Source organism: Streptomyces platensis (assembly GCF_008704855.1).
GTDB classification, from domain to species: Bacteria; Actinomycetota; Actinomycetes; order Streptomycetales; family Streptomycetaceae; genus Streptomyces; species Streptomyces platensis.
The window spans coordinates 4,771,642-4,791,360 of record NZ_CP023691.1; the positions used below are offsets into that span (position 1 = coordinate 4,771,642).

At 71.3% G+C, this 19,719-nt stretch carries 15 protein-coding genes; 9 read left to right on the plus strand and 6 right to left on the minus strand.

Going from position 1 to position 19,719, the window contains the following annotated elements:
• Window positions 1–127: 127 nt before the first annotated feature.
• Complete coding sequence (locus tag CP981_RS21175) at window positions 128–658, minus strand: hypothetical protein (protein ID WP_085927820.1); 531 nt, start codon at window positions 656–658, stop codon at window positions 128–130.
• Between the two features lie 246 nt (window positions 659–904).
• Between CP981_RS21175 and CP981_RS21180 the strand changes: the two genes are divergently transcribed.
• Window positions 905–1,876: an FkbM family methyltransferase gene (locus CP981_RS21180; protein ID WP_085927821.1), complete on the plus strand. Its 972-nt coding sequence runs from the start codon at window positions 905–907 to the stop codon at window positions 1,874–1,876.
• Between the two features lie 8 nt (window positions 1,877–1,884).
• Here the strand turns inward: CP981_RS21180 and CP981_RS21185 are convergent, their stop codons facing one another.
• The 5 genes from CP981_RS21185 to CP981_RS21205 all read right to left on the minus strand — a co-directional run bounded on the left by CP981_RS21185 (window position 1,885) and on the right by CP981_RS21205 (window position 10,600).
• Entirely contained in the window at window positions 1,885–2,643 is a 759-nt protein-coding gene (locus tag CP981_RS21185; protein WP_085927831.1) for a glycosyltransferase family 2 protein, read from the minus strand.
• A gap of 5 nt (window positions 2,644–2,648) precedes the next feature.
• Window positions 2,649–3,437 (minus strand): GntR family transcriptional regulator, encoded by a 789-nt coding sequence (locus CP981_RS21190; protein WP_085927822.1) that lies wholly within the window; start codon window positions 3,435–3,437, stop codon window positions 2,649–2,651.
• Between the two features lie 562 nt (window positions 3,438–3,999).
• A complete protein-coding gene (locus tag CP981_RS21195; protein WP_085927823.1) occupies window positions 4,000–8,016 on the minus strand; it encodes an nSTAND1 domain-containing NTPase in 4,017 nt (1,338 codons plus the stop codon).
• Between the two features lie 1,035 nt (window positions 8,017–9,051).
• Window positions 9,052–9,744, minus strand: coding sequence for an HAD family hydrolase (locus CP981_RS21200; protein ID WP_085928742.1), 693 nt, complete (start codon window positions 9,742–9,744; stop codon window positions 9,052–9,054).
• A complete protein-coding gene (locus tag CP981_RS21205) occupies window positions 9,734–10,600 on the minus strand; it encodes a winged helix-turn-helix domain-containing protein (RefSeq protein WP_085928741.1) in 867 nt (288 codons plus the stop codon). The genes CP981_RS21200 and CP981_RS21205 overlap by 11 nt, the downstream gene beginning before the upstream one ends.
• Window positions 10,601–11,383: 783 nt before the next feature.
• Here CP981_RS21205 and CP981_RS21210 point away from each other — a divergent pair.
• From CP981_RS21210 to CP981_RS21245, 8 genes are all read left to right on the plus strand, one after another.
• Window positions 11,384–11,836, plus strand: coding sequence for a protein kilB (locus CP981_RS21210; protein WP_244329731.1), 453 nt, complete (start codon window positions 11,384–11,386; stop codon window positions 11,834–11,836).
• A gap of 89 nt (window positions 11,837–11,925) precedes the next feature.
• The gene (locus CP981_RS21215) at window positions 11,926–12,189 is read left to right on the plus strand and encodes a DUF6284 family protein (protein WP_150522357.1); all 264 of its coding nucleotides are present in this window, start codon (window positions 11,926–11,928) and stop codon (window positions 12,187–12,189) included.
• A complete protein-coding gene (locus CP981_RS21220; protein ID WP_150522358.1) occupies window positions 12,186–12,560 on the plus strand; it encodes a hypothetical protein in 375 nt (124 codons plus the stop codon). The genes CP981_RS21215 and CP981_RS21220 overlap by 4 nt, the downstream gene beginning before the upstream one ends.
• Window positions 12,557–13,063: a hypothetical protein gene (locus CP981_RS21225; RefSeq protein ID WP_150522359.1), complete on the plus strand. Its 507-nt coding sequence runs from the start codon at window positions 12,557–12,559 to the stop codon at window positions 13,061–13,063. Before CP981_RS21220 ends, CP981_RS21225 begins: the two co-directional genes overlap by 4 nt.
• The gene (locus CP981_RS21230; RefSeq protein ID WP_150522360.1) at window positions 13,060–14,796 is read left to right on the plus strand and encodes a hypothetical protein; all 1,737 of its coding nucleotides are present in this window, start codon (window positions 13,060–13,062) and stop codon (window positions 14,794–14,796) included. Before CP981_RS21225 ends, CP981_RS21230 begins: the two co-directional genes overlap by 4 nt.
• Window positions 14,796–15,173, plus strand: a complete 378-nt coding sequence (locus tag CP981_RS21235) for an RRQRL motif-containing zinc-binding protein (protein ID WP_085928647.1) — start codon at window positions 14,796–14,798, stop codon at window positions 15,171–15,173. The genes CP981_RS21230 and CP981_RS21235 overlap by 1 nt, the downstream gene beginning before the upstream one ends.
• Window positions 15,174–16,218: 1,045 nt before the next feature.
• A complete protein-coding gene (locus CP981_RS37805) occupies window positions 16,219–17,475 on the plus strand; it encodes a hypothetical protein (RefSeq protein ID WP_085928646.1) in 1,257 nt (418 codons plus the stop codon).
• Window positions 17,468–19,657 carry a hypothetical protein gene (locus CP981_RS21245; protein ID WP_085928645.1) on the plus strand — a complete coding sequence of 730 codons (2,190 nt, stop codon included), beginning with the start codon at window positions 17,468–17,470 and terminating at the stop codon, window positions 19,655–19,657. The genes CP981_RS37805 and CP981_RS21245 overlap by 8 nt, the downstream gene beginning before the upstream one ends.
• Window positions 19,658–19,719 lie beyond the last annotated feature (62 nt).

Sequence of the window (19,719 nt, forward strand, 5' to 3'; positions counted from 1 at the left end):
GGCTGCGCCCCGGAGGCCGGCCTGGTCGATCAGGGCTGAGCGGCCGCGTCTCGCACACCGGTCCTGTCCGGCACCGGCACCGTCCATGTCGTGGCCGGCGGTGCCGGACAGGCCGTCGCGGTGCGTACTACCGCCAGCCCGCGGTCCCGGCAGCGGCGACGGCGGCTGCCTCGGCCGACTCCGCCTCGGCGTTCAGCGCCTCGCTCCTGCCCATGCCGTCCCTCCCCGCGGCCGTGCCGGCGGCTTGCGAGGCCTTGAGGGCGGCGTGGTACGCGGCATCGGCGAGTGCGCCGGCGCCGTGGGACTGCGCGATCTGGGCGGCGAGGACGGCGGCAGCGGCGGCGTTCCGGGCCTGACGGGCGTCGGCCGCGGGGTCCGGGGCTCCCTTGGCCAGCGCGGCGAGCGCGTCGGCAGACAGGCGAAGGGCATTGGCGGCCTTCGCTGCCGCCTCCGTGGGTACGGCGATCACGGCCGCCGGGTCCGCTTCGACGCCGGCGGCGCGGCAGGCGGCCCTGGTGCGGTCGGAGGCGCTTCGCGCACGCGCGGTGTGCCGCTTTCTGAGTGCTTCTTCGGTGCTCAGGACCGCTGTTCCGGGGCTCAGGGTGGTTCGGTCCGGTAAGGCGCCCTGGTGCGACGCGTCTCCATGGGACTCGCTCATTGCCGTCTCCTTGTCTGTCAGAGCGACAGTGCTGCGTACTGGGTATCCCCTGGCGGGTCCGGGCACCGTGTGTGCCGAGGCCGCGCCGCGGGTGTCGCGCAGGGTGGCACGCCGGGCCGCAACAGACCAGAGCGGTGTCCGATTCCCTCGTACGCCGAGTAGGCGCCGTGGCCGCGGAGATAAGGCTCGTATGGAGGCAGCGGCGCGCCACGGCGCCGAGCGAAGCCGGCGGAAAGGCGAGAACGGATGAGCAACACCCTGAGCAAGACCCTGAGCAAGACCCTGAGCAACGCCCTGAGAGACACCCTGAGGGAGACCCTGCTGACCCTCGGGCGCGGATATCTGAGGGACGCCCCCGGATCGCTGGGCAAAGCGGCACTCGCCACGTGCTGCCTCAATCCGTGGTTACGGCAGCGCCCGCGCCAGCGGGTCGTCCGCACCCGATTCGGCGCCGCGATGGCCGTGGACACACAGGATCTGATCCAGCGCTTTGTGTATATGTTCGGCGTGTGGGAGCCGCATATGACGCACTGGCTGAAGCGCCGGCTCCGCCCCGGGGACACGTATATCGACGTCGGCGCCAATGTCGGTTACTTCAGCCTGCTCGCCGCACAGCTCGTGGGGGAGCGGGGCCGGGTGGTGGCGATCGAGGCCTCGCCGACCTTTCACGCCAGAATCCTCCAGCATGCCGCGCTCAACGACTGCCACCACCTCCGCGCCGTCAACACCGCGGTCGCCGACGAGCGGAAGACGGTGACCCTCATCCGTGCGAGCTCGAACAACATGGGGGCGGCCAGCATCGTCCCGTACGGGGGCCCCGCCGAGGACATCCGCGAGATCGAGGCACGCCCGCTCCCCGACCTTCTCGACCCGGACGAGGTCGCGTCCGCCCGGGTGATCAAAATCGATGTGGAGGGCGCTGAGGGCGGTGTGATCCGCGGCCTGGCCCCCCTGCTCGACGCACTCCGGCCGGACGCGGAGATCACCGTGGAGGTGACCCCGGAGCGGATGGCGGCGCTGGGGGAGTCGCCCGAGGAACTGCTCAAGACGATGCGGGAGCACGGGTTTCACGTCTACCGCCTCCCCAACAGCTATGACCCGGGGAGCTATCCGGCGGCGATGCGCCGGTCGGGGGGCGTGCCGGTGCGGTGGCGGCACCCGGTGGTCGAGGAGAGCGATCTGATCTTCTCGCGGGTCGATGCGGAAACGCTCCCCTGAGGGGCCCGTCAACCGACCCCCGGATAGCCCCAGTTCAGCCGCGCCAGCTCCCGTGCCCTGGCCTCCACGACCGCCATACGGGCCTCACGTTCGGCGGCCTGGGTGTGGGATGCCTGGCTGGTCGCCTGGCCGGGCCACTTCCGGTAGTGGAGGCCCACTTCGGAGGAGAACCAGCCGCGGCTCGTGGCGTTGAGGGCGAGCAGCAGGCCGGTGTCCTCCGAGGCCGGCAGGGCCATCCAGCCGCCGAGGGCGAGCACCAGGTCGCGGCGCATGAAGAGCGTCGCCGGGTGGACCTGGGCGCGAAAGCCGTTCGCCTTCCAGTAGTCGAGCACGGCTCCGCGCTCGACCGGCCCGGGCTCGGGGTCGCCGGGGAAGCCGGCGGTGGAGCCGTCGGGCAGCAGATCGAGGACGCGGGACGTCGCCCAGCCGAGGCCGGGGTCGCTTTCGAGGGCGGCCAGGTCACGGGCCAGTGCACCGGGCGCCAACTGGTCATCGGCGTCCAGGACCTTGAGGTACTCACCCTCCGCGTGCGCGAGGGCGATGGTGCGGGCGACGCCGGGGCCACCGGCCCGCCCCTGCCGGAACGTCACCCGCGCGTCGTCGGGGACATGGGGGGCGACCGCGTCGCTGGTGCCGTCCTCCTGGATGACCCAGTGCCATTCCCACCCGTCGGGGAGCTCCTGCTGGCAGAGCGACCGGTAGGCGTCCGGCAGGAAGTGTGCCGAGGGCGGATGGACGGCGGTGACGATGATGATGCGCCGGCGCACGGCACTCACCACCTTTCCAGGGGAGTGGTGAACAGCAATTCCGTGCGGTCGCCGGGCAGGACGACGTCAGAGACGTCGACGACCCGGTCGTCGACGTCGATCGAGGTCTTCCGGAGGGCGAGGACCGAAGTGCCGGGCGGGAGTTCCAGCTCCGCGGCCTCCTCCGGCGTCGGCGGGCGGGCGGTGACGCGCTCCTCGACGCGGTCGAGCTCGATGCCGACGCTGTAGAGCTGGCTCTGCGAGCCCCCGGGCCACGGCTCGTTCGACTCGTCCAGGAGAGCGGGGTTCCGCGCGATCAGATCGTGGACCAGATACGAGGTCACCAGGCTGAAGGGCGCGTTCTCGGCCGCGTAGCGGGTGCGGTAGGTGCGTTCGAGGAGGGTGGTGCCCTCGGGGAGGCCGAAGGCTTCGGCGAGGTCCCGGTGCGCCTCGATCGTGCGGTACGACGCGTGGAAGACCAGGTCGCCGACCGCCAGGCCGGTGTCGTGCTCGGTGGCGCCGGTCTGGGCCCGTTTCGCCAGCGGCTCGCGGGCCCGGTCCTTCTCCCACTGGTGGCGGAGGTTCGAGCGCAGTGCCGGGGTGCGTGGCCGGCGCACGAAGTTGCCGCGGCCGTGCTGCTTCTCGATCAGGCCTTCGTCCCGGAGGGCGCGGAGTGCCTCGCGGACGGTCGGCACGCTGCGCCGGAACCGTTCGGCGAGCTTCGACTCGGCCGGCAGTCTGTCCCCGGGCTTCAGCTCACCCGTACGGATGGCCGCGCGGAGCTCGTCCGCGATCCGCTCGTACGCCACTGCCATGGGTGCTCACCGTTCCGTTCCCCGGCGCCCGGGACGGCTCGTCCCCGCCGGACGGCCCCACCTTACGACTCCTCAAGAGGTGTTGAAGTGAGGAGGCGAGGAGGCGTACGTGCCACCAGGGCGGGCGTCCTCAGAGCACCGGGAAGCACCGGGAAGTCCTTCAGCTCCGGTTTCCCCTGCCGGAAATCGGGCGACCCGAGAGTTGTTTCCTGAGGGGCGGCATCGGTATGTGAATCCGCGACCATTCCGCCCGAGAGGCCCCTTGCCCCGGAATTCGGGTCTCCGGTCCTTCCGGTGCGCAAAGGCCCGTGCAATGGAGACAGGGCATGAAAGGACCCGATCGCTGGCGACGGGGGATGCACCAGCGATCGGGCTGTGGCCAAGAGTAGCAAGGCCGGCCGCGCGGTGGGAGATAACTGCGGAAGTGGAACGCGGAGTTGTGGTTGGAGTCACGTGGCGCGGGCCGCCGGAGGGGGAAACCGAGGGCCGCGGTCGCTGCGGCGCCGGGCGGGTCAACCCGTCCGGCGCCCGGGCCCCGCCGTTCGACAGGAGCCCGGCGCCGTTACTTGTCGCATGGGGGCGCGTACGCGAGATGAGGCAGATACTCGCGCCATTTCTCCGGTGTCAGCACGCCCCGGGTGGTCGAGCAAATGCGGCGAATGGCCTTGTCGGCGTCCAGGTTCCACAGCCGGACGGTTCCGGCGCCGCTCGACACTCCGAGCATCTGGCTTTGCGGGCTGAACGACAGGAAATTGCCGGTCTTGGCGTTGGGACTCGTCGATTGTCCGATGGGCGTGGCCCCGGACGGCGGTGTGACGTCCCAGAACCGGACCGTGTTGTCGTTCCCGCCACTCGCCAGGGTGTGGCCGCCCTTGCTGAACGTCAGCGACACCACCGCTTCGGTGTGACCCATGAGCGGGGAGCCCAGCCGGGTCGCCTTACGGGGGTCGGTGGTGTTCCAGAGCCGTACGGTGTCGTCGTCGCTGCCACTGGCCAGCGTGTGGCCGTCCGGGCTGTAGGCGAGCGCGTTGACGGGTCCCAGGTGCCCGGTGAGCGGCTTGCCGAAGAGGACGGCGTGACGGGGGTCGGTGGTGTTCCAGAGCCGTACGGTGTCGTCCGCGCTGCCGCTGGCGAGCGTGTGCCCGTCCGGGCTGAAGACGAGGGAGTTGACGTACCCCTTGTGCCCGGTGAGCGGCCCGCCGAGCGGACGGACGCGGGACGGGGCGGTGACGTCCCACAGCTGGATGGTGTGGTCCTCGTACGCGCTCGCCATCGTGCGCCCGTCGGGGCTGATGGCCAGCGCGTCGGGGCCCACGAAGCGGGTCTTCAGCCTGGCGGGCTCCCCGTAGCGGACCGGGTGCGCCGGGTCGGTGACGTTCCACAGCTCCACGGCCTGGCTTCCCATCAGCACCGCGAGGGTGCGGCCGTCCGGGAAGAACACCAGGGAACGCACATCGCCCTTGCCGGGCGCGAACGGCTTGCCCAGCACCACGGGCCGGTGGGGACGCTGCACGTTCCACAGCCGCACCCTTCGGTCGCGGGCACCCGTGGCGAGCACCCGCCCGTCCGGGCGGAACGCTCCGATCCGGCCGACCATGTTCGACATCGGAATCGACCAGAGACGGACCTTGCTGTCGCCGCTCCCCGTGGCCAGGGTCCGCCCGTCGGGGCTGAAACCCACCGCGTACATCTCACCGCTGCTGCCCGCGAGGGGCTCGCCGACCTGCGACGGGTACGCCGGATCGCTGACGTTCCACAGGCTCGCCGTGCTGTCCGCGCTGCCGGCGGCGAGCATGTTGCCGTCGGGGCTGAAGGCCACGGACCACAGGGGGCCGGTGTGTCCGGTGAGCGGCGCGCCGAGCGGCTTCGCGTGCCGGGGGGAGGACACGTTCCAGAGCCTGATGGTGTTGTCGTCGCTGCCACTGGCCAGCGTCCGGCCGTCCGGGCTGAAGGCCACGGAGTGCACCGTGTCCGTGTGCCCGGTCAGCCCCTTGCCGATCGGCGCCGGATGACGCCGGTCGGCCATGTCCCACAGCCGGACCATGTTGTCATCGCCGCCGGCTGCCAGCGTCCGCCCGTCGGGGCTGAACGCCACCGAGCGTACGGCGGCGGTGGGGCCGGTCAGCGTACCGAGCGCCTTCGGCCGCCGGAGATCGCGGACGTCCCACAGGCGCACGGTGTGATCCTCGTCGGCGGCGGCCAGCGTCTGCCCGTCGGGGCTGAAGGCGAGCAGGAAGACGGTGCCGTTGTGACCGGACAACGGCGCCCCGAGCGGGTGCGGACGGGCGGGGTCCCGCACGTCCCACAGCCGGACCGTGCCGTCGTCCGCGGCGCTGGCGAGGGTGCGGCCGTCCGGGCTGAAGACCGCGGTGCTCACCCAACTCGTGTGGCCGGTGAGGGGCTTGCCCAGGGGTTTCGGATGCGTCCGGTCCGCCACGTCCCACAGCCGCACGGTCCGGTCGTAGCTGGCGGTGGCCAGGATCCGTCCGTTCGGGCTGAACGAGGTGAGGTAGACGGCGCCGGTGTGGCCCAGCAGCGGTGTGGCCAGCGGCGCGTTCACCATCGAGATCAAGCGGTTGTTCGTGCCCGAGTCGTCGGGCCGCAAGCCGTGCGCCACCAGATCGAGTTGCGCCGACAGGGATGGATCCGTGTACTGGGCGCGGTCGGCCTGGGCGAGCACCTGCTCGAAAACGGTGTCGTCCCGCTGCTGCCGCGCGATCACCGCCGAACCGACCGCCAGCAGCGTCATGACGACCAGCGCCGCCACCGCACCACGGCTCAGCAGGACGGTGCGCTTGCGCAGCCGGACCGAGGCGGCCAGGAACTCCACCGCGCTGCGGGTCAGAAAGGTGTCACCGGCGGAGTCGGCCCAGGTGCGGGCCTGCTCCAGGCGGGAGCCCCGGTAGAGCATGGAGGTGTCGCGCTCCGAGTCCTCCCAGGCCCGGCCGTCCTCCTCCAGCCGCTGGCGCAGCAGATTGCCGTTCCGGTCCTCGTCGATCCAGTCGCGCAGGCGCGGCCAGGCGTGCAGCAGCGCCTCATGGGTGATCTCGACCGCCTCCGCGTCGAGGGTCACCAGCCGGGCGTGCACCAGCGCTTCGAGCGATTCCTCCGTCTTGCCCGGATCCGTCGACTCATTCGCCAGTTGGTGACGCTTTCCCCGCCTGCGGGTGGCCTGGGTGTCCTCTCCCAGCCGGACCAGCCTGAGCAGGAGCAGCCGCGCGGCTGTACGCGCCGTCGGGTCGAGACCGGACCAGGCCCGCTCGGCGGTCGCCGCCACCGCCCCCTGGATCCCGCCCGCCGCGCGGTAGCCGGACAGCGTCAGCCGTCCCGCCTTCCGCCGCTGCCAGGTGGCGAGCAGGGCGTGCGAGAGGAGCGGCAGCACCCCCGCGTCGTGCGCCCCGCCGGCGCCGTCGGCGCTGACTTCCCGGACGATGAGTTCCGTCAGCCCCGGTTCGAGTTCCAGGCCCACGGCCTTGGCCGGGCCGGTCACCGCCTCGCGCAGCTCCGCGGTGGTCAGCGGCCCCAGCACCATGTGCCGGTGCTGGAGCGCATCGGCCAGTTCGGGATGCCCGAGGCACTGCTCGTAGAAGTCGGCCCGTATGCCGAGGACGACGAGCACGGGGGCGGGTTCGCCCGAATCGGCGGGCGTGCACGCGGCGTGCAGGGTCTGGATGAAGGTGCGCGTGCTCGTCTCGTCGGAGCAGAGGGTGAAGGCCTCCTCGAATTGATCCACGAGCACGACCGGACGGGTGGCGGAGGACGACGTCCCGCGTTCCGCCCATGCCGCGGCGGCCTCCCGCACCGCGTGCGCGAAGTGCGGAGTACCGGGCTCCGTCGCCGCCGAGCCCGCCGTGGCGGAGATGACCTCGGCCAGCCCGGGGATCCGGCGGGCAAGCTCCGCGAGCGGATCACCGCCCGGCACGAACTGAAGAACCTCCCGCTTCGGGCTGTTCTCGTCACCCGGTGCGCCGTTCTGCAACGCCGGTACCAAGCCGGCGTTCAGCAGCGAGGACTTTCCCGCCCCCGAGGCGCCCACCAGCATGACCAGGCCGCCGGTCTCCTCCGCCGTGCACAGCTGCGCGACGAGCGCCTCCGTGCTCCGCTCCCGCCCGAAGAACCACCTGGCGTCCTGCTCACGATAGGAAGCCAGCCCCCGGTACGGGCACACACCGGGCACGGCCGCGGCGTCGGCCGGAGGGCGTTCCTCCTCTTGCCCCGCTCCCGCGGCACGGTCGCCGACCGGCCCGGCGACCGCTCGCTCCCACAGCCGCTGCCACTGCGCCAGGTCGTACAGACCCGGGGACACCGGAGTGGGCCGCAGGCGTCGTGCCTGCGGGATCAGGATGTGCAGCACCGCGGCGAGCGCGGCGAACTGCGCGGGGACGTTCCTGGCCCGTCGCCAGTCGCTGATCCGCTGAACGGACACCCGCACGGGGCGCCCTCGTTCGTCGACCCGCTGGAGCCGGACGACCGCCTCGGCCACCTTCTTGAGTGGAGGGTTGCCGGCTTCCTTGTACAGCAGCGCGAGACGTTCCGCGAAGGCTGTACGTGCCCCTGAGTCGGAACTCAAGGCTTCCACCCCCTACGTCCCCCGCACTTGGACATCCGGACCGGAAAACTCACCTTAGCTGGCTGACCTGTGGAGACACCGTCCGATCGAGACCGGAACCTCCCCGTCGGGACCCCCAGCTGGCAGGATCCCATCGCAGCGGCACAGCAACCGGGCTCACCCGGACAGCTCACCGGCGCAGCGCTCGGAGACCACTCCAGATGCACGTTCGCGGTCATTCTCCGCCGGAGTCACGAGCCGGTGGTGAGGGTCCTGGTGCGCTCACGCGAGGGAACTGTGGAAACGGTCCCCGCCGGATCGCTGCCGCGTCGACCACGGGTCCGGCCCTTCCTGGATCCGCGCCGGTACGGGGGGCGCGGATCGCCGCCGCCCGCGCCGTTCGGCACCGGTCCTCACAGGGGAGGGACCGGTGGCGAACGGCGCGGCGTAGTTCCTGCCGTACGGCCCGGACGGGCCCGCCGCCGGCCCGCCCGTGGGTGCGGTGGAGCCCGGGATCAGTACTGCCGGGGCACACGCCCTTAGGGGAACGCCACCACTTGTGGCCCGAATCACACTCGATATCGCGTCTGCCGGGCAGAGAAAAGCCCCTGAAGGGGCGTCAGCGGTCGGCACCCGTCCCGCGCGAAGCCAAGAACCGCTCATCGCCCGCTCCCGAGCTGCCCCAGGAAACAGCTCAGGCCCGGACTTCCTTGACGGAAGGCCGGGCCTGAGCTGTTGTTTCTTCAGTCGGGGTGGCGGGATTTGAACCCACGACCTCTTCGTCCCGAACGAGGTCCGGATGAATCCCGCACCACGGGAATGAGGCATCGGGCCTGGTCAGGCCCTCGGTGTGAGTTGGTTTGGCGTGGTGGGTGGAGGTGGTTGGGAGGAGGTCTTCTCCCAGATTTCTCCCACCAAGGGTGCCCTAGAGTTCTAGGTATCCGGGTCCACTGCTAGCGCACCTATCCCCTCAAGGTCCATGCCGAACATCGTGCCCAACGCGGGCGCGCAGGGGGCGCTGAATGAAGAGGGGTAATTGCCCGGATCCGGAGGGCGTAGGGGCTTCTAGTCCTCGCCCACCAGAGCTACGGCGACCCTGGCCATGTCGGTGACCACCACGTCGGCCCCTGCCTCAGCCAGAGCAAGCTCCTTGTGCTGCTTGTTGGCGAAGCCGATGGACATCGCCCCGGCAGCACGAGCGGCTTCGACGTCTGTCACCGAGTCCCCGATGAGGGTGCAGTGATTGGGGCTGATGCGAAGTTGCACGGCGGTGAGCAAGAGCGAATGGGGCTCAGGCTTCATCAGGTCCGGCCGGTAGGCGGCACGACCAACGACCTCGTGCACCAGGTGTCGAAGGCCGTGCAGCATCAGGAACGCCTGCACACAGGCCGTGGAATTGTTGCTGACGACGGCGACCCTTCGCCCCGACGAATGCGCCGCTTCCAGGGCAGCGACCGCGCCAGGAATGGGCGGGCCCGCGACCTTAACGGCTGACACCTCGGCTTTGGTCAATGCTTCCTCGATGGCCCGGATGACTAGCTCACCGCCCTGCATCGAAAGGCGCAGGATCTCCATCGGGTCGTCGACGCCGTGTGCTTTGCCACCGAGCGTCGGATCGTGGCCGGCCACGACCTCCGCGAGTTCCCGCGCAACGCCGGTAGCGGGCCGACCCGCGAACACGTCGCAGATCGGCCCGTCGAAGTCGAATAGGACGCCCTCGGTCGCTCCGATGACCTCGGACAGCTTGCTACCGTCCATCAGGGTCGACGTCCCTTCCGATGGTGTTCCAAACACTGTCGAACCACATGTGGGCCTGCGCGACCTGCTGCGCGCCGCTCGATGATTCGCCTTCATTCACGGAGTAGTGGAACAGCGTGGCGTCTGCGCCCACCAGGTCGTAGATCTCGACGACCTCTCCTTGCGTGACCACCTTGTTCGGCCGGATCGGGTAGTACCCGAAAAACGCGTCCTCCTCGTTGATCACGTATAGCTTGAAGAACTGTGTTCCGCTGTGGACCCGCACGCTGACGCTTGTCTCTGCGACCAGCCCGAGAACGCTCAGCTCATGGACAGCATTGGCGATGCTGCGGGTGAAGCCGACCATCATGTCGTGCATGCGGCTGCGTAGGCGTGGGTCGTCGGACCCGTCCTCGCGACGCACTGGAGCGGCCTGGGGCACCGACATGTCCGGCACAAGAATGCGGATATTGATGCTCGACGGAGTCAGACGACCCACGCGAATTTTGTCTATCGGCTCCTGAAGCGCGCCGTGGAGCGTCTCGCTGGAGAACCCTGCGAAGTCGATGGAGACCTTCGGGCTGGCGAACGCCTGCTCCACGTACGGGCGTAGCCCTGCTGGCCGCTCAGTGCGGTTGCGGACATAGACGCCGCTCCCCTTGCGGGACACAACGAGACCATCATCCTCCAGGTCTCGCAGCGCGCGCTGAATCGTGGCGCGCGCGAATCCATAGATCTCGGTCAGGTCCTTGTGTGACGGGAGCTTGTCGCCAGGGCCCAGCCGCTTCGTCCGAATTGCTGCGCCAAGACTGCTCGCCACCTGCTCGTACGGCGGCCGATCGTCGTCCGGGTCCAGGGGTTCCGGCGTGAAGGTCATGCCCCGATGCTACGTCCTCCGCCATCGATCAGGACAGCCAGGCTAGTCAGGTGTTGACGTGACTAGCCAGGATGGCTACGTTATTCCCATCGCGATCGGGCTAGCCAAGTTGGTCAGGCCGATCGGGTGCCTGCTGCGTGCAGCACGGCTGCGCCGCCCGGCCGCCCCGGTGACAGGGGGCGAAAGGAAGCGGTCGTTGTTTGAGAACTGAAGAGTGATCGTGCGGGGCTGACGCGAGAGCGGCGGTCGCGGTAGGTGCCTAGGGCGAGGGTCCGGGGGCAAACCGCCGTGATGGACGACGGTCTCCTTCTAGCGCTCGGCAGGCGGTAGGAGCAGTACAGCGGGGCCCCAACGCACGTGGCGAGATGAGACAGATCGCCCCCGAGACGACCGGGTGATGTCGTCGGCGGCACCACATGCCACTGCACCGGCCCTGGAGAACACCCGTTGGGTGCCACCCCGTGCAGCCGCCCTGCTGGCGTCAGAGCAGTGACGATGACGCGCCCGATTTTCCCGGCTCGGGACCGATGCTCCGTGGCAACGGCGCATCGGTGAAGCCGCATCCCTGCTGATCGTGGGAGGTCGGTGTGACCCGACGACATACCTGGGCGCCGTCCTGATGGACCGGCCGGCGGCGCCTGCATGAGATCCGGTCCGCTTCTACCTGGTTCCGCCGCACTTGATGCGGCGGCCGGTTGCCTCCTCCGCCCGTCCCGCGCTCTGCGCGCTGTACGGGCGGGGCTGAGGGGAGCCGGAAAGCCCGGCCCCGAGAGGGGGAGTTCGATGGAGATCGCTGCCGCCGTTGTCGCGGTCGTCGGCACCGTGCTGGGTGCTGGTGTCGTCGGTGTCCAGCAGTACTGCGCGGCCCGTTCACAGCGCCGTGAGGCCCTGCGGGACCGGGCCTTGAAGGCCCTGTGCGAGCTGAGCACCGCGCTGGCCGATCACCGCCGCGCGATGTGGGTGCGCGAGGACCTGCGGCTGTCCGGTGCGGCGCCGGCTGATGTGGCTGCCGCCCGTGAGGCCAGCCACGTCACCCGGTCCGCCGTCACCGCCCCGCAGGTCGCCCTGATGGCGCTGCTGCCGCAGGTCCGTGCCGAGGTGGACGCCGCTGTGCGCGCCACGTACGAGATGCGCGGAGCCTCGAATGCCGTCGTTCTGGCGGCCCGGCAGGAGTCGGCCGTCGATGCGGCCGGCTGCCTGGCCGGAACGGCGGCGCGCGTCCTGTCCCGTCCCTGATCCACCACCCCGTAAAGGCCTGCACCCCCCGGAGTAGCCGCTCCGAGGGGTGCTTCGGGCCGTCCCACTGTTGAAGGAGTACACGACCCATGAAGACCATCGTTGCACTTCAGGCGGTTGTTACCGCCAACCCGCCCGTCGGCGGCCCGACGGCCGCGGAGCTGGAGGCGATCGAGGCGGAGATGCCGGTCATCTCGGCCGAGGTCGAGCTGCTGGACGTACAGATCAGCGTGCTGGACCGGCCGATCACAGAGGTGGACGCGCGGCGGCTGCGCCGGGCCCGGCGCAAGGTGCTGGCGGCCCGCCGGGATCTGCTCAACCGCAACTCCATGCAGACCGGCGGTGCGGCATGAGCGAGTCCTTGGCCCCTGCCACACGCATGCAGGCCGCGTCCGAAGCCGTGCGCCAGCACAACCACGCCGCCTTGGCCGGCGGGTACGACAGCACGCTTGAGGTCAGCCGCGCCGTGATCTCCCTGGTGGAGATGTGCAGGCGGTTGCTGGAGGCGACCGAGCACATGGACCGGCGTGTGCACCGCGATCTGGCGGCAGGAGTGCTCGCCCCGGATGACGGGACGAGGCCCGAGGAACACGCGCATGGTGCCGGGGTGGCGCTCCTGGATGCGCGTCTGGCCCTGTCTGAACTGCTCGGCCAACTCCAGGTGGCCAGCGGCCACCTGTGGCATCTGGGCATGGTCTTCGAGCCCGAGGAGGACGAGGCATGATCCGCATCATCACCCGCACCCGCCTGGTCACCCTCCAGCAGGAGGCCGACCAGGCCCACGCGCGTTCGCAGGAGGTGCAGGCGTCCGCAGATGCCGCCTACGCCCGCCATGTACGCACTACCTGGAACCTGACCGCCGACGCGGAGGCCGCCGAGCGTAAGGCCGAGGCGAACCGAGCCGACGCGGCGATTGTCCGGGAGATCCTGGAGCGCACGGAGGACCAGCTCGCCGACGCGCGTGCGACGGTGACTGAGCAGGCCGCGCGGATCGACACGCTGAGCGGCGACCTGGACGCCATGGCCAGGGCTGTGGTGCTGCTGCACTACGGGCAGCTCCACAGCGTCCATCGCGACGAGGCGGCGGCCAAGCGGCACGCGGCCTCCTTCGGCATCGACCCGGACGGCTGGGGCATGGCCCCCAGCGACCGTCCGGTTGTGGAGTCGGACTGGCGCATCTCGCCGCTGAGCAAGTGGGCGGTCGCGGACGGCGGTGATGCCGGATGATCCCGAGCCTCTCCCAACTCCTGCCCGACGAGCCCGGTTGGCTGTCCTGGGCCGCGCCACTGGCCACCGTACTGATTGCGGTGGCCGTGACGCTGTGGGGCGTGCGGCGGCTGCGCGGTTCGGCGTGGCTGGCCGGCATCGGCCCGCAGGCCATCGTGGCGCTCGGCGGTGTCGCCGTCAGCGTCTACGGCCTGTGGGGCTTTGCCACCGAGACCGTCCACCTGCCCAAACTCCTCGCGGTCGCGTTCATCTCGGTGTTCGACGCGGCGGAGATGACGCTGCTGGTGATGCTCTACCGCACCGCCGACCCCCAGGTCGGCTGGACGCGAGAGCTGCACCTCATGCACCGCACCGCCTGGACCCTGGTCGGCTTCTCCGGCGCGATGAACGCCGTCCACGCCCCGAACTGGTGGGCCCGCCCGGTGCTCGCCGCGGTGCCGGCACTGGCCGCGTGGCTGATCGAACTCCAGCTGCGCAGCAAGCTCCACGTGCCCAGCCGGGATGAGGAGGACGACGTCCGGCCGGGGCCTGCTCGGCTGGTGGCGCTGCTGTGGCAGCACGCCTGGTCCGGCCTGTTCGCCCTGCTGGGCCTGGACGCCCGCACCTCCTCGTCCGCCATTGCGCGCGCTGCCCTGGCGCAGCGTGCGGCACTGCGGGTCTACCGGCTGCGGCTGGCCCTGGAGGCCGGTGCGCCTGCTGGTCGTCCTCGGGCGGCGCGGCGGGTGGAGCGTCGGCGGGAGAAGCTGCGGGGCCGGGCCCAAAAGGCCCTGGACCGTGCGGACGTGGCGACCGACCCGGGGCAGTCGCTGGCGCTGGTGCGGCGGCTGGCCGCCCTGACCCGCGCGGAGGAAGTCGCGCGCCTGAATTACTCCGACACCACGGCTGTCCTGGCGCTGATCGAGGACCTGGCGGTGACGCCGGGCGCGCAGCGCCTCGAATCCTCCGCACTGGCGAAGGAAGCTGAGGACGCGCGGCAGCGCGCGGAAGACGCGCGGAAGGAAGCCGACGACGCGCGGCAGGAGGCGGAGGGCGCGCGGCAGCGCGCAGAAGAGGCCCTGACCGCCGCGCGGGAGGAGCTGGCCCGCGTGGAAGAGGCGCGCGATGCGGCCCTGGAGGACGAGTCCGGGGTGGCCGAGCAGGCGCGCGGTGCGCGGCAGCGCGCGGAAGACGCGCGGAAGGCCGAGCAGGCCGCGCGGCAGCGCGCGGCAGAGGTCCTCAAGACCGCGCAGGCCGACGCCGAGCGGCTGCGGACCGAGGCCGCTGCGGGCCTGGAAGAGGTCCGCGGAGCCATCACCGAGCAGCAGGAGGTCCTGTCCTCCCTCACCCGCCAAGCGCAGCAGGCCCGCGACGAGACCAGCGGCCGGCAGGAGGAGTTGGCGCAGGTCAGCCGGGACATCGAGGAAGCCACGCTGATCCGTGACCGGCTGCGCGGCGACCTGGCTGCCCTGCGCCCGCAGGCACCGGAAGGGGCCGTGTCGGGGGAGGGGCCGGTGTGGAAGTCGCCCGCCAAGCAGGAAGGCTGGCAGCACTACCTTCACACCCTCGACGCGACCCAGGGCCGGGTTGAGCCGACCGCTGCCGAGCTGGCCAAGCGCTTCGGCGTCAGCGACGGCAATGCCCGCAACTGGGTCCAGGAATTCCGTTCCGCGCGCGCCGCGCAGCTCGCCGCGCACCAGCCGCGCGCTGCCGCGCACCACGCCGTTAACGGCAGCGCCCCGGCCGCCATCTCCTGATGCCAGGGCCTCGCTTCTGGGACCCCGACGGCACCACGTTCGGGGTCCCCACCTACCCGTGGCACCTCGCCCCGGACGGTCTGGCCACCCGCGCGCAGCTGCGCGCGGCAGGACTGCGGCCGGGCGGGCAGGAGATCGCCGCGCAGATCCTGTGGCGCTCGCGCCGCGTACGCGGCGGCATCCGCGCCGCCTACCTCTACCGCACCGACCACGCAAAGCCCGTCCGGCCCATGACGCCGGCGAAGTGGGCGGCCATCGACGCGGCGCTCGCCGCCCGCCGCACCTGCCCCGTCTGCGGCTTGGACCGCGGCTACACCATCCCCACCTCGCTCGGCGTCTGCGTGACCTGCGCAGACGCCCCCGCATTCGCCACCTGACTACCTCGGCCCTGATCTGGGCCGTTCGTACGGCGCCCCCGGCCCGCTTTCCAGGGCCCGGCCGGGGGCGCCGCTCTGACTCCTTGAGAGGAGCCCGTTCAGCATGCCGGAAAACACCACCACGGCCGAGCAGGCCGAGGAGATCACCGCCGCCGCACCCGCTGCGGACGACACCGAGCTCCTGCCGCACCAGGAGGCAGGCGGACACGTGCTGAACCTGCCTGCCCCCGGCCCGTCCGACGACGAGCCGAGCCCGCCGGACGACGACGGGCCGGAGGAAGAGGAAGAACAGGAGGAAAGCCCCGAAGGGGGTCTGCCGGCGGCGCCGCTGCTGGCCAATGCCGTGAACCTGTCCACGGTCGGGGTGTGCGGGGCCTTGAGCACCATGGGCCCGGTGGGCGCACTGGTGGCCAGCGGGTTGGCGGCGGCCGGTGTCGGCGCCCTCGGCATCGCCACGGTCCGCTCCACGCGCAGCACCGCTCAGCGCCGGGCCGCGGCGGCAACCACGACCAGCGCCGGACGCGCCGGACGCGCCGGACGGGCGTCCCGGGCCGGTGCTGCCGGGGGCCGTGGCGGGTCCGCGGGCCGTCGGATGCGTTCCGGTGCGGCTGCGGGCGGGCGTGCTGGACACGGTGGCGGCCGGGGTGGACTGTTCGGCCGCCGCGGCGCGGGCGCTGGTTCGAGCGGTCTGGGTGCAGTGCGCGGCAGTTCACAGCGCCAGAGCGCAGCGGCTGGCGGTCCGGGCCGGGGAGGAGCTGCGGCTGGTCGCGGCGCGTCGGGGCTTGGCTCCGTCGGCCTCAGCAAGCTCCCCACCAAGACCTCCGGTGTGGGCGCAAACTCGCGTGACGGACGGGCAGGTTCGTTCTCCGGCGGGGCTGGGCGCGGTTCGCGTCGGGGTCCCGCGCAGGGCGGCGGCCGCCATGGCGCCGCGGGCACAGGCGGCGCATTCGGCAGTGGCCGACGCGGGAAGTCGGCGGCCGGAGCGTCCAGCAGCGGCGCTGGTGCCGGGTCTGCGGGCCGGTCGCATGGACGGGGTCGGGAGACGGTGGCTGCCGCGCAGGGCCGCGCCGCCCGGCTGGCGGCGTCTGCCGGGGAGCGGCTGGCCCGGTGGCGGGAGCGGGCCGGAACGTGGTTTCGGGCGTGGGGTGCGAAGGCGTGGGCCTGGGCGAAGTCGAAGCTCGGCTGGGCCTGGGGTGCCACGAAGGGGTTGCGGCGCCGGGGCTATGCCCGCCTGCGGCACTACCTGCGGCTGGCGGCCGCAGCGTTCTTCGCCACGGTCGCCGCCCTCGCGGTGATGCCGGCCTCGCTGTTCGTCGGGGCGTTCGCGAACATCCCCGCCGTGGTCAACAAGCGGTTCCGGTTCACCAATGCCGGGATGTCGTGGCCGGGGCGGGTGGCGCGCAAGGTCTTCGGCAAGCTCGCCGACGCCTCCCGCCGCCGCCTGAACGCCCAACTGGCCGACATGGCCACCCCAATCACCTCCGACGCCGAGCACGTCGGTCACGTCTGCGACGACCCCGGCGCCACCAACGGGCCGGTTACCGAGGAACCCACAACGAGGGGAGAGCACGTGAGCGTCTTCGCCACCAGCGCGGAGGAGGTCGCCAACGCCTACGCCGCCTACGACCCGCCCGCCATGGCCGCGGTCGCGGCGGAGTACAAGGGCCTGCCGGACGCCATCCGCTTCGTGAATGACGCGGTGATGGCGCTGGCGGAGAACTCCGCGACCATCTACCCGATGGACCCGGCGATGGCCGAGGGCGTCAGCCAGGTCTCTCAGGTCCTGGAGGCCACCGCCGCCTACGCCGACGACATCGAACCGACCTTCCGCCAGGTGCACGAGCACGACGTGATGCGGCTGGAGAATCCGCGGGTCAACGAGCACTGGTGGAACGTCGGCGGCATCGACGGCGACGGCGCCCTGTGGGCCACCGCGTCAGTCCTGGCCACCGCCGCCGAGGAAGTCCGCGGCGTCTACCAGTCCTGGTCCCCCGAAGGCATGGGCGACAGCGCCGCCATGGCTGTCGGCGCCGAGTACGAGGGCCTGCCCGTGGGCCTTGAGCACCTCGCCGATGCGGTCACCTCGCTGGCCACGCGGTCCGCGGACACCTACCCGGTCGACCCGTGCATCGCCGAGATGGTCGCCGACGTCGTCCACGGCCTGCGCAAGGCCATCTCCGCCGCGATGGAGCTCCAGCCGGCCTTCCGCCGCCTGCACTCCGAGGAGATCGACCACAACGAGAACCCCCGCAACGGCGAGCACATGTGGGCCGCACCCAAGAACGGAGGAGCCAGTGCCTGACCTCGACTGGCACGGCCAGCACACCCTCAACACCGCCACCGCCACCGCCGTCACCTCCGCGCTCGCCGCGTCGTCCCTGACCTACGTCACGGGCGTGCATCCGATGTGGGACATGGCCGTTGCCGCGGGCGGCGCCGTCGGGGCCGCGATCGACGGAGCCCGGCGGGGACGACTGGGCGGGACGCTCGCCTACCGGGCCGGTCTGTGGCTGGCGGCCGGCGGCTGGTCCTCCTGGGCCGCCGCGGGCGGCCCGCCCTGGACCCTCCCCGCCCTGGCCGCACTTGCCGGTGCGGCTCTGGCCGGGCGGCTGTCCTGGAACGGTGTCGGGCGTTACGAAAGCGCCGAGAAGCTGCGCCGCCGCAAGGCCGCCGAGGTGGCCGAGCAGGCGGAGCGGCAGGAACGGCACGACGCCTGGGGCGCCCAGTGGAAGGACCGCCTGGCCCGCATCGCCAAGCTGGAGGGCTGCAAGGTCGTTGCCATCCAGCCGTGGGCGGCCAACACCGGCTACACCGTGGAGATGGATCTGCCAGGTGGCGCCACGTGGGGCCAGCTCAAACGGTTCGAGGACGCCCTCGGCTCAGACCTGCGCCTGGACGAAGGCTGCGGCGTCGAAGTCACGGGCGGGCGCCGCAAGGGCACCGCCATCATCCGCGTCTCCACCGTCAACGTGATGCAGCAGGACATTCCCTTCCCGCTGGATCTGTCGCCGACCAGCATCGATGACGAGTTCGCCATCGGGCTGCACCGCGACGGCACCCCTGCCCTCGGGTCACTCGCCTTCATCTGCGGCCTGGGCATCGGCGACACCGGATCGGGCAAGACCAACACCCTCAACGTCATCAACGCCCAGCTCCTGCGCACCGTGGACGCTCTGGTGTGGCATATCGACACGACCGGTGCCGGCCTGTCCCTGCCGTGGCTGAACTCCTGGGCCATCGACGGCACCCACACCCGGCCGGTCATCGACTGGAGCGCCCACACCCTCGACGAGACGCGCGCCATGCTCACCATGGCCCTCCAGATCATCGAGACCCGCAAGCGCCGCTACCAGCAGCTCATGCGTAAGGCCAACGACACCAAACTCCCCGCCCGCACCGACGTCCCCGAAATCGTCATCGTGGTGGACGAGACCGCGGACCTGCCCGGCGGCATCAAGCAGCAGATCGAGACGGTCATGAACACCGGCCGCGCGGTGCGGGTGCGGGTCAAGGTCTCGTCCCTGCGGGCAACATCCGACTCCATCCCGGTGCCGGTCAAGAAGCGCGCCAAGTGGCGCTGGGGCATGTACGTCACCGACCCCGAAGAGCTCTCCTACCTCTTCTCCGGGTTCCAGCAGGTCGACCCCGCCGACGCACCATGGCCGGGGTGCGGCTTCAACGCCTACGGCACCACCAAGCCCCGCCCCTTCAAGGCGTTCGTGCTGGAGCCGGACCGTATGGACCAGATCGCCGCCGCCGTCTCCGAACGGCGCCCGATGCTCGATGAGGTCTCCCGGAGCGTCCCCTACGGGCGCTACTACGAGTCCCGTTGGGCCCGCGTTCTGCCCGCGCTGTACGAGGGCGAGACCCTGCACCCGGTCACCCGGCCCTACACCGACGTGACCGTCGTCCCCGTCCCCACCGCGACCGCACCCGGCGCCGCGGTCCGCATGAACCCGGCGACCGGCGCCACACCGGGCGGGCCGGGCGCCGGCATCAAGCCCGGCAGCCCCGAATGGGCCCGCCTCTTCCCCACCCGCAGCACCACCAACACCCCTCGCCCCGCGCACGACACCGGGGAGCAGGGGCCGGGCAAGACGCTGCGGCTGGTGGTCAACAACACCGGCCAGACACCGCCCCAGGAGCCGAAGAACACGGCGGAGCGGGGTTCGTCGGCCGACGAACCCAAGCCCGGCGAGGAGGCCGCACCGGCCGCCGAACAGCAGCCCGTTTCCTCGCCTGCGCCGATGCCGTCGGCGCAGGACGCCGCGATGCGCCTGCTGCTGGACGCCGGGCCGGACGGCACCGGACCTTCCCGCATGGAAGCCGACCTCAAGACCCTCGGCTACCGCACCCACCGCACCACCATCTCCGGATGGCTGCGCGTGTGGGCAGCCTCCGCCGAAGTCCGCCAGATGGGCACCGGAACACAGGCGTACTACGTCCACCGCAGCTACGCCTCGGACCAGCAGGGCGGCAACTGAGCGTCACCAACGTGTGCTTGTTGTCGCTTGTAGCGACAACAAGCACACGCCCCTCCAACCCC

Bases quoted from the DNA above. Each gene is read 5' to 3' on its own strand.
- CP981_RS21175 (WP_085927820.1), bottom strand. From the start codon at position 658: ATGAGCGAGTCCCATGGAGACGCGTCGCACCAGGGCGCCTTACCGGAC.
- CP981_RS21180 (WP_085927821.1), top strand. From the start codon at position 905: ATGAGCAACACCCTGAGCAAGACCCTGAGCAAGACCCTGAGCAACGCC.
- CP981_RS21190 (WP_085927822.1), bottom strand. From the start codon at position 3,437: ATGGCAGTGGCGTACGAGCGGATCGCGGACGAGCTCCGCGCGGCCATC.
- CP981_RS21200 (WP_085928742.1), bottom strand. From the start codon at position 9,744: ATGGACGGTAGCAAGCTGTCCGAGGTCATCGGAGCGACCGAGGGCGTC.
- CP981_RS21205 (WP_085928741.1), bottom strand. From the start codon at position 10,600: ATGACCTTCACGCCGGAACCCCTGGACCCGGACGACGATCGGCCGCCG.
- CP981_RS21210 (WP_244329731.1), top strand. From the start codon at position 11,384: ATGGAGATCGCTGCCGCCGTTGTCGCGGTCGTCGGCACCGTGCTGGGT.
- CP981_RS21215 (WP_150522357.1), top strand. From the start codon at position 11,926: ATGAAGACCATCGTTGCACTTCAGGCGGTTGTTACCGCCAACCCGCCC.
- CP981_RS21220 (WP_150522358.1), top strand. From the start codon at position 12,186: ATGAGCGAGTCCTTGGCCCCTGCCACACGCATGCAGGCCGCGTCCGAA.
- CP981_RS21225 (WP_150522359.1), top strand. From the start codon at position 12,557: ATGATCCGCATCATCACCCGCACCCGCCTGGTCACCCTCCAGCAGGAG.
- CP981_RS21230 (WP_150522360.1), top strand. From the start codon at position 13,060: ATGATCCCGAGCCTCTCCCAACTCCTGCCCGACGAGCCCGGTTGGCTG.
- CP981_RS21235 (WP_085928647.1), top strand. From the start codon at position 14,796: ATGCCAGGGCCTCGCTTCTGGGACCCCGACGGCACCACGTTCGGGGTC.